Below are 8,785 nucleotides of genomic sequence, written 5' to 3'. Positions count from 1 at the left end.
TGGCGGCTACAATCTTGAGTCAACTCGAGTCAGTCCTCCGTCGACTTTTGGCGCTCATTTTGCTCATGACTTTAGCCTATTGGTTAGCAACTCGTTCGGGTCAGCGTCTCCTTGAATCTCACGTCCAATCCTATTTAGGTCGTTCAGACCCTGACCCCTCAAGGTTTTCCTCATCATTAGTGTTTTTTCCCTCGGATTATCCGGTTATGCTTGGAGTCAATCCCTGCTGCTCTGGAGAGATTGGATGTTGGCGCTCATGGCGTTGAAGCCTCACAAATCTCTCCATTTTCAACGAGGGCTAGAGGCTCTATCCCTTGTGAGGCAGGGGGTCTAGCTATGTTGTCACCCTCTCAGGGTTTCCGTTCACGGTTAGGGTTCCGGCATCGGAGAGTCCCCCTAACTCGATGCGACCCCCAGGAGCGCTCAAAATCGCTCCATCTAAGTTGAGGTGGCCGCCGACTAAGGCCAAAGTTCTGCCCGGTGCCACCGCTAGGATGGGGGCTTGCACTTGCACGGGAGCAGGATCGGCGCCGAGTTGTAGTCCAACCGGAACGTTGACCGCGAGCAACGGCTGCGCTTCGGGAGAGGTGGCGCTGAATTCTAGTCCGTTTTCAAACACGAGACGGTCGGCTGTCGTGCCGAAAAACGAGCCGCCAATGTCTAATCGGGCGTTCGGCCCGAAAATCAAGCCGTTGGGATTGAGCAAAAACAGGTTGGCGGTTCCGTTGGCGCGAATGGGTCTTCGGAGTTTGTGGTTATAAATGTATAGCATGATACAAAAAATTGAAGATTCGAGAGCCAAAACCCTTGAAATCTCGTGAAGTTAGTTTTTCTGTCACCCTAAACTCCGAAGAGCCGCGCGAATTAAGCCGTCGATGCGAGAGAGATTCCCTCCAGTGACTCGCGTCAGAATATTTTCGATGTTTGTCGCGTTGTTAAAAAAAGCTTCGCGTCCCGTGGGAACGGAAAACTCTTCAAACGAATGAAAGAGGTTGCCTCCAGCTGCTGTTCCTCCTTCAATGGTGTAAGTATTTCCTCCTACGTTAACCTGGGAAGGAATGCTGAGAGTATTGTCAGGAGCGATTTGTGAAAATGCTGAGGTAGAACTGATGAGTTCTAATCCTAAAATCTGGCTAATTGCTACGAATGAAGCCGTAGCAAGTCGTTTTGAGATGCTTTGGCGATCGATGTAAATCGCAAGCCATCTATTTTTCTGGGTCGTCATTACGAAATTTCGCACTCAAATAAATAGCCTTTCCTTTTCAAGATGACACAAATAATCTGGAATTGTCGAGCGCCAATCATATTATTGAATTAAATTTAAAAAGTTTTACAAAGTATCTGTGAAACTACGGATACGAACTAAATAAATATACAATCACGTACGAATGATTTACAATAAAATTATTTTGTATTCGAGCGATCGACGATCGACCCCTTGATTGTTAGAAGAATCGCCGTCGCAAAAGCGATCAGTCATGACAAAATAGATAACGTCGTGTTGTTCGATCGCAGCCATAAAATCCTCCTGTGAAGTTTCAGAAAAATACGATTTTGAAGTCAAACAACGCACTAACTTTTAAGAGACATTTGAAATTTTGTCTCTATATTGCCGTGTGAAATAACCCGCTCGAATACTGTTCGCGATCGCGCGTTAACGCCTCAGTACCTGAAACACCTGAAACTCTCAAAACTTGTCACAGTGCGATCGCTCTCTCCTGCTTATAACCACGCTTTTCCAACAGTGGCAATACCCTCCAGCCTAAAAATAAATTGTCACTGCATAAAGCACCGAGAAAGCGATCGCTTAAAATAAAATCTATAAAATCGCGATTTTCTGTCCAAAATGCTCGTTTTAACACAACTGGTACGTCCCGAAGGGGCGATCGCTCCCAACTTTACCCTTTCCCTCACCGCTGAAGAACGCACCCGTAGCCGACACCGCTTCACCACAAATTCCGGTGACACTGTCTTCTTGCGATTAACTCGGGGAACCGTCCTCCACGACGGCGACTGGCTGCAACCCGACACCCGAGACTGCTGGGTGCGCGTCGTCGCCAAACCCGAACCCGTTCTCACCGTCACAGCCGCCACACCACTCGACTTACTTCGCGCCGCCTATCATCTAGGAAACCGCCACGTTTCCCTCGAAATCGCCTCAGATTACCTGCGCCTCTCTCCCGATCCCGTATTGAAAGGAATGTTAGAACACCTCGACGTCAACGTTCGCGAAGAAATCGCCCCGTTTCAGCCAGAATCCGGGGCGTACAAACATCATCATTGACAGTCGTAGGGTACGTGACTTGAAAAATAGGGTGTCGATCGTGAGACCCATAAATTGTCACGCACCGCCCCCACCGACAACATACAAGGGGGGTGCATCTCAAAAATGTAAATTTATACGAGAGAATAAGGATTTCAGCCTCCAATTCTCATATTTTTGCAAAACTGAGATGCACCCTACAAGGGTGCGTGATGCGGCCGAAAAACGTGGCCGAAATCCGGTCAACATTGTGTTACCGCGTCACGCAGCCACTCATCATCACATCATCCGGTCATCCCATCATTAAACGCTGGCTTTCGTCCAAGCGGCTTTGGCTTGCACGTACTCCTCTAACTCCAGCTTGACGGGAGCGACGTTCCAAATGTCGCGACAGTACTCTTGAATCGCGCGATCGCTCGAAAACTTACCCATGCGAGCCGTATTCAAAATCGACATCCGCGTCCAATTTTCGCGATCGCGATACGCTTTGGCCGCACGATCCTGACAGTCGATGTACGATTGATAGTCCGCCAACAGTAAGTATTCATCCTGGTACAGCAACGAATCTACCAGCGGTTTAAACAAGTTCGGATCGCCGTGAGAGAAGTATCCCGACGCAAGCTGTTCGATCGCTTCCCGAAGCGCCGCGTTTCCGTTGACGTAATCCCAAGGATTGTAACCGCGCGATTTGAGATCGGCCACCTCCGGCGCAGTCAACCCGAACAAAAAGAAATTCTCCTCGCCCACTTCCTCTCGGATTTCAATGTTCGCCCCGTCTAACGTCCCGATCGTCAACGCCCCGTTGAGCGAGAATTTCATATTTCCCGTTCCCGAGGCTTCCTTCCCAGCCAGGGAAATTTGCTCCGACAAATCCGCCGCCGGATAAATTCGTTGGCTGTTCGTGACGTTGTAATCGGGCATAAACACCACTTTCAACCGTCCGCCCACATCAGGATCGTTATTCACCACCTCTCCCACAGAAGTAATCAACTTAATCACGAGCTTCGCCATGAAATAAGCTGGAGCCGCTTTTCCGCCGAAAATAAACGTGCGCGGCGTCATCTCGATGTGGGGCGAATGCTTGATGCGGTTGTACAGCGTGATGATGTGTAAGACGTTGAGGTGTTGGCGTTTGTACTCGTGAATTCGCTTGCACTGAATATCGAACAGAGATTCGGGATTGACCAACACGCCACATTCTTTGTGAATGCGAGCCGCCAGATCTCGCTTGACGTCCTGTTTCACCTGTCGCCACGCCCAACGAAACTCGGTGTCGTCCGCACAGGGTTCGAGTTGGCGCAAGTCGTCGAGGTTCGTGACCCAATTTTTCCCGATTTTCAGCGTAATCAAGTTCGCCAAACGGGGATTACTCAACAACAGCCAGCGACGGGGCGTGACGCCGTTAGTTTTGTTGGTGAATTTTTCGGGCCAAAGGTCGTAAAAATCTTTGAGAACGTCCTGTTTGAGGAGTTCCGTGTGCAGTGCAGCCACACCGTTAATGGCGTGAGACCCCACACAAGCCAAATGTGCCATCCGCACGAACTTCTCGCCACTATCGTCAATCAGAGACATCCGCGAGAGGTGCGACGGATCGCCCATGTACTTCATCCGCACCGTGTCGAGGAAGCGCTGGTTAATTTCGTAGATAATTTCGAGGTGACGCGGTAGCAGACTTCCGAACAGTTCCACCGACCATTTTTCCAAGGCTTCAGGAAGTAGCGTGTGGTTGGTAAACGCAAAGGTTTTTTGCGTGATTTCCCAGGCTCGTTCCCAGGGAAGGTGATGTTCGTCCACCAACAGGTGCATCAGTTCGGCGACGCCGATGGCGGGGTGCGTGTCGTTGAGTTGGACGGTGAATTTTTTATCGAAGCTGTCGAGGCTGCGCCCCGTAGCTAGATGTAGTCTCAACATATCTTGCAGGGCGCAAGAGACGAAGAAATACTGCTGTTCGAGCCGTAATTGTTTGCCTTGGAGGGGTTCGTCGTTGGGATAGAGAACTTTGGTGAGGTTTTCCGAGACAATTTTGGTATCGACAGCACCGTAATAGTTACCCAGGTTAAAGGCTTGGAAATCGAAGGATTCGGGGGCTTCGGCTTTCCACAGACGCAGGGTGTTGGCAGTGTTGACGCGATAGCCGAGGATCGGGGTGTCGTAGGGAATGCCTTTGACGACGTGATGAGGAACCCAACGGACGTGGTAGTTTCCGGCGTCGTCGGTGTAGCCTTCAGTATGGCCGCCGAATTTTACGACCACAGAAGATTCAGGACGGGAAATTTCCCAGGGGTTGCCGAATTGCAGCCATTTGTCCGTGATTTCGACTTGCCACCCGTCGCGGATAATTTGGTCGAAGATGCCGAATTCGTAGCGGATACCGTAGCCGATCGCGGGAATTTCTAGGGTGGCTAGGGAATCCATGTAACAGGCCGCCAGACGACCGAGTCCGCCGTTTCCGAGTCCCGGTTCTTCTTCTTGCTCGACGAGGGTTTGTAAGTCGAGGCCGAGTTCTTCGACGGCTTGGTGAACTTGTCGGTAAATGCCCAGGTTGAGGAGGTTGTTCGCTAGGTGGGGACCGAGCAGAAATTCCGCCGAGAGATAACACACGATGCGAACGTCGGCTTTGAGGTAATTCTGAACGGTGTTGAGCCAACGACGCAGGAGGCGATCGCGCACCGTGTAGGACAACGCCATGTAAAAGTCGTTGGTGGTAGCGATTTCGGGAAATTTGCCTTGGATGTAAAACAGGTTGTCAGCAAAGGCTCGTTTGAGGGTTTCGACGTTGAGTCCAGTGCGATCGTCTTCGATTTGAATTTGCGTTTGAAAATTCTCAGTCATGGTGGTTAACCCGAGAAACAACGGCAGGGAAATTGACGAGACGGGTCACAAAAATTCGTTAAAAAAGCCCAAAAAATTAGGGTGGGCATTGCCCACCCTACAGAATTCGGTTAGGTTTCAGAGGGGGCTTCTTCGAGCGAAATGCCTCGGTTGGATAAGACCTCTTGAAGTTGAGCTTCTTTGTCTTTACTCAAGGAGGTTCGGAGTACTTTTCCGCCGTACTGAGCCACGTCGTCGAGAACTTTATCTGGCGTGACTTTTCGCACCAGCAGGAATAAAGCCGAACTTCCAGGGGTCATCGACTCGCCCAGGTCTTTCATGAAGTCGTCATCGACGCCAATGTCGCTGAGAGCGCCCCCAATAGCCCCCCCAGCCGCACCGACAGCCGCACCGAAAATCGGACTGAGGAACAGAGTGCCGATGAGCAGTCCCCAGAATCCCCCGCTGGCAGCTCCGGCTGCGGTGAGGTTGATGGCTTGATTGAGCTTGACTTTACCTTTTTGGTCTTTAATGACGACAGCGGCGTCTTCGAGTTCGATGAGATGCTCTTTTTGTAACTTCATCAGTGCTAGGCGCACTTCTTCAGCTTTATATTCGTCGTCGTAAGCAACTGCAATGAGATCGCTCATATTTTCTCCTGGTTACAACATCAATTCTGGAAAAGTGTAGGGTGGGCAATGCCCACCAACCTCTACATTTAGTGGTTAACGTTGAAGTAAGTCCTACATCAATTCGGGAAAAGGATAAGGAGTCGGTGCGTGACGAGTTGGCCGGTCAGGGCGGATACTTTTCTTGTCTTTAGGTAACACACCCTACGACTGGTGACTAAAACACTCTTCCCTTTTCCTTCTACCCTCTTCACTGATTTAGTACGGCCATTTCCAGTTGGTGATTTCGGGTTTGTCCATCCCGTGTTCGAGGACGTAGTGCAAGTTGCTGATGATTTCGTTCTTCATCCGTTCTTTGACGTAAGCCCCCGCAGACCCCAGTTTAGGCACGCGATCGATGACATCGATAACGAGATTGAAGCGATCGATTTGGTTGCGAATCGCCAACTCCAACGGCGTGTTGATATTCCCCTGTTCTTTATAGCCGCGAACGTGAATCCGTTCTTGATTGCTGCGGCGATAGGTGAGTTTGTGAATCAACCAGGGATAGCCGTGGAAGTTGAACATGACCGGTTTGTCCGGGGTGAACAAACTATCGAAGTCTCGGTTCGAGAGTCCGTGGGGGTGTTCGCCTTCCGATTGCAAGCGGAACAAGTCCACCACGTTGATAAACCGGACTTTAATGTGGGGAAACTCTTCCCGCAGGATGGCCGTCGCCGCTAACGCTTCCATCGTGGGAATGTCGCCGCAGCAGGCCATAATCACGTCCGGTTCGTCGGGTTCTTTGCCGCAGTCGTCGTTGCTGGCCCATTCCCAAATTCCGATACCTTTGGTGCAGTGGGCGATCGCATCCTCCATCGTCAGATACTGGAGGTGCTTTTGCTTGTCGGCAACGATGACGTTGACGTAGTTCTTACTCCGCAAGCAGTGATTGGTGACGGATAACAAACAGTTGGCGTCCGGCGGAAGATAAATCCGCGTCACCTCGGCGCTTTTGTTCGTCACTAAGTCGATAAAACCGGGGTCTTGGTGGCTGAAGCCGTTATGGTCTTGACGCCATACCACCGAGGACAGCAGGATGTTCAACGACGATACCGGCGCGCGCCAAGGCACTTCGTGCTTACAGATATCCAGCCATTTAGCGTGTTGGTTGAACATCGAATCGATGACATGGGCGAAGGCTTCGTAAGTGTGGAACAAGCCGTGTCGTCCGGTGAGCAGATAACCTTCCAACCACCCTTCTAGGGTATGTTCGCTGAGCATTTCCATCACCCGCCCGTCGGGAGATAAAAGGCTTCCGTCGGCGTCTTCGGGCAGAATTTCCCCCATCCAGGCTTTTTGAGTGACTTCGTACAGCGCCCCGAGACGGTTAGAGGCGGTTTCGTCGGGACCGAACACCCGGAAATTGGTCATGTTGTTCCGCATCACGTCCCGCAGAAACTCGCCCATGATGCGGGTGTTTTCCACTTCGACCTGTCCGGGGGTCGTGACTTCGACGGCATAATCGCGAAAGTCGGGTAATTTCAGGTCTTTGCGGACTAAACCCCCGTTGGTGATGGGGTTGGCGCTCATGCGGCGATCGCCGGTCGGGGCGAGTTCCTTCAGTTCGGGGATCAGGGTTCCATTTTCGTCGAAGAGTTCTTCGGGCTTGTAACTCTTCATCCAGGCTTCGAGTTGTTTTAAGTTCTCGGGGTTTTTGTGAACGTCCGCCAGGGGAACTTGGTGCGCTCGCCAAAACCCTTCGACTTTATGACCGTTGACTTCCGCCGGTCCCGTCCAGCCTTTGGGGGTGCGGAAAATTATCATCGGCCAGCGGGGGCGCGTCGCCACGCCGCTTTGACGGGCTTCTTGTTGGACGCGTCGGATTTCACTGATGCACTGTTCGTACGTGGCCGCCATTTTCTGGTGCATCGTCTCGGGATCGCTTCCTTCAACGACGTAAGGGGTGTATCCGTAGCCTCGAAACAATGCTTCGAGTTCTTCGGAGGAAATTCGAGACAAGAGGGTGGGGTTGGCGATTTTATAGCCGTTCAGGTGCAGGATGGGGAGAACGGCGCCGTCGCGGATAGGATTGAGGTATTTATTAGAGTGCCACGCTGTCGCCAGCGGCCCGGTTTCGGCTTCGCCGTCGCCGATAACTGCTGCTACGAGGAGGTCTGGGTTGTCGTAGGCAGCACCGAAGGCGTGAGATAGGCTATAGCCGAGTTCGCCTCCTTCGTGAATGGAACCGGGGGTTTCTGGGGTGACGTGACTGCCGATATGTCCGGGGAAGGAAAACTGTTTGAAGAATTTTCGCATCCCCTCTTCGTCTTCGCTTTTGTCGGGGTAGATTTCTGAGTAGGTGCCTTCGAGGTAAACGGGGCCGAGGACGCCCGGTGCGCCGTGACCGGGACCGGCGATGTAGAGAGCGTTGAGGTCGTATTTTTTGATGAGACGGTTGAGGTGGATGTAGAGGAAGCTCAAGCCAGGACTCGATCCCCAGTGACCGAGAAGCCGTTTTTTGACCTGTTCGGGTTTGAGAGGTTCTTTGAGGAGCGGGTTGGTTTTGAGGTAAATCATGCCGACGGCCAGGTAGTTGGCGGCTCGCCAGTAAGCATGGATTTTTTGGAGTTCTTCGGAACTGAGGGGAGTTCGATCTTCGAGAGGTTTTGTAGGGGCTACAGTCATAATTGCAATGTCAATTCGTCAATTTTTTGTTAGGTTAGTTTCGATCTTTGAGGGGATCGAACGTTTGAAACCTTACTGAGGTCAAATCGTCCAGTGAAGTCTGTTTCAGGAAGAGATTTATTCTCGTCGAGAATTTACGGACGATTGTAGGCGATCGCGACTCGCAATAACTTTATGAAAATGTTAAAAATCCACGATGCTGTTTTCGACACGATCGCCTCTATTTGCTAGATCGAACGGACTCCAAGCTGCCTCACAATCGTCTGCAACTCACGGCTTACCTTCGATCTTTTTCAATTTTTAACGTATAAAACCTGTAAATTTCAAGCCAAAAGCTACCAAAAATTACAATTTCAACCAAATCTTAAATCTTAAAAAATGTTTAACCTGAAATTAATATAAGTCCTAGATTTGC

At 51.0% G+C, this 8,785-nt stretch carries 5 protein-coding genes and 2 pseudogenes; 2 read left to right on the top strand and 5 right to left on the bottom strand.

What is annotated here, in order from left to right; genetic code table 11:
* Positions 1 to 334, top strand: a pseudogene (locus tag GEI7105_RS40050) (IS4 family transposase); the annotation flags it as partial.
* Between the two features lie 30 nt (positions 335 to 364).
* Here the strand turns inward: GEI7105_RS40050 and GEI7105_RS40045 are convergent.
* A pseudogene (locus tag GEI7105_RS40045) lies at positions 365 to 1,225 on the bottom strand (filamentous hemagglutinin N-terminal domain-containing protein); the annotation flags it as partial.
* A 168-nt stretch (positions 1,226 to 1,393) separates the two neighbouring features.
* Positions 1,394 to 1,519, bottom strand: coding sequence for a hypothetical protein (locus GEI7105_RS40565; RefSeq protein ID WP_017662321.1), 126 nt, complete (start codon positions 1,517 to 1,519; stop codon positions 1,394 to 1,396).
* Between the two features lie 327 nt (positions 1,520 to 1,846).
* On the opposite strand from GEI7105_RS40565, the gene ureE reads away from it, so the two are divergent.
* The gene (gene ureE / locus GEI7105_RS0120655) at positions 1,847 to 2,284 is read left to right on the top strand and encodes an urease accessory protein UreE (protein WP_017662320.1); all 438 of its coding nucleotides are present in this window, start codon (positions 1,847 to 1,849) and stop codon (positions 2,282 to 2,284) included.
* A 282-nt stretch (positions 2,285 to 2,566) separates the two neighbouring features.
* Here ureE and GEI7105_RS31665 read toward each other — a convergent pair whose 3' ends face one another.
* The 3 genes from GEI7105_RS31665 to GEI7105_RS0120640 form a co-directional block, all read right to left on the bottom strand.
* Positions 2,567 to 5,095, bottom strand: a complete 2,529-nt coding sequence (locus tag GEI7105_RS31665) for a glycogen/starch/alpha-glucan phosphorylase (RefSeq protein WP_035493648.1) — start codon at positions 5,093 to 5,095, stop codon at positions 2,567 to 2,569.
* A 110-nt stretch (positions 5,096 to 5,205) separates the two neighbouring features.
* On the bottom strand, positions 5,206 to 5,724 hold the full coding sequence (locus tag GEI7105_RS0120645; RefSeq protein ID WP_017662318.1) for a DUF1269 domain-containing protein: 519 nt from the start codon (positions 5,722 to 5,724) through the stop codon (positions 5,206 to 5,208).
* 237 nt (positions 5,725 to 5,961) lie between these two features.
* The gene (locus GEI7105_RS0120640) at positions 5,962 to 8,370 is read right to left on the bottom strand and encodes a phosphoketolase family protein (protein ID WP_017662317.1); all 2,409 of its coding nucleotides are present in this window, start codon (positions 8,368 to 8,370) and stop codon (positions 5,962 to 5,964) included.
* Positions 8,371 to 8,785 lie beyond the last annotated feature (415 nt).

Origin of the sequence: Baaleninema simplex PCC 7105 (assembly GCF_000332355.1) — a bacterium.
GTDB classification, from domain to species: domain Bacteria; phylum Cyanobacteriota; class Cyanobacteriia; order Cyanobacteriales; family Geitlerinemataceae; genus Baaleninema; species Baaleninema simplex.
Note: the sequence above shows the minus strand (reverse complement) of the source record. Positions and strands in the feature narration are given on the sequence as shown.

What these genes read in the sequence shown, in the direction of transcription:
- GEI7105_RS40565 (WP_017662321.1), bottom strand. Translation starts at nt 1,519, where the DNA reads ATGGCTGCGATCGAACAACACGACGTTATCTATTTTGTCATGACTGAT.
- GEI7105_RS0120645 (WP_017662318.1), bottom strand. Translation starts at nt 5,724, where the DNA reads ATGAGCGATCTCATTGCAGTTGCTTACGACGACGAATATAAAGCTGAA.
- GEI7105_RS31665 (WP_035493648.1), bottom strand. Translation starts at nt 5,095, where the DNA reads ATGACTGAGAATTTTCAAACGCAAATTCAAATCGAAGACGATCGCACT.
- ureE (WP_017662320.1), top strand. Translation starts at nt 1,847, where the DNA reads ATGCTCGTTTTAACACAACTGGTACGTCCCGAAGGGGCGATCGCTCCC.
- GEI7105_RS0120640 (WP_017662317.1), bottom strand. Translation starts at nt 8,370, where the DNA reads ATGACTGTAGCCCCTACAAAACCTCTCGAAGATCGAACTCCCCTCAGT.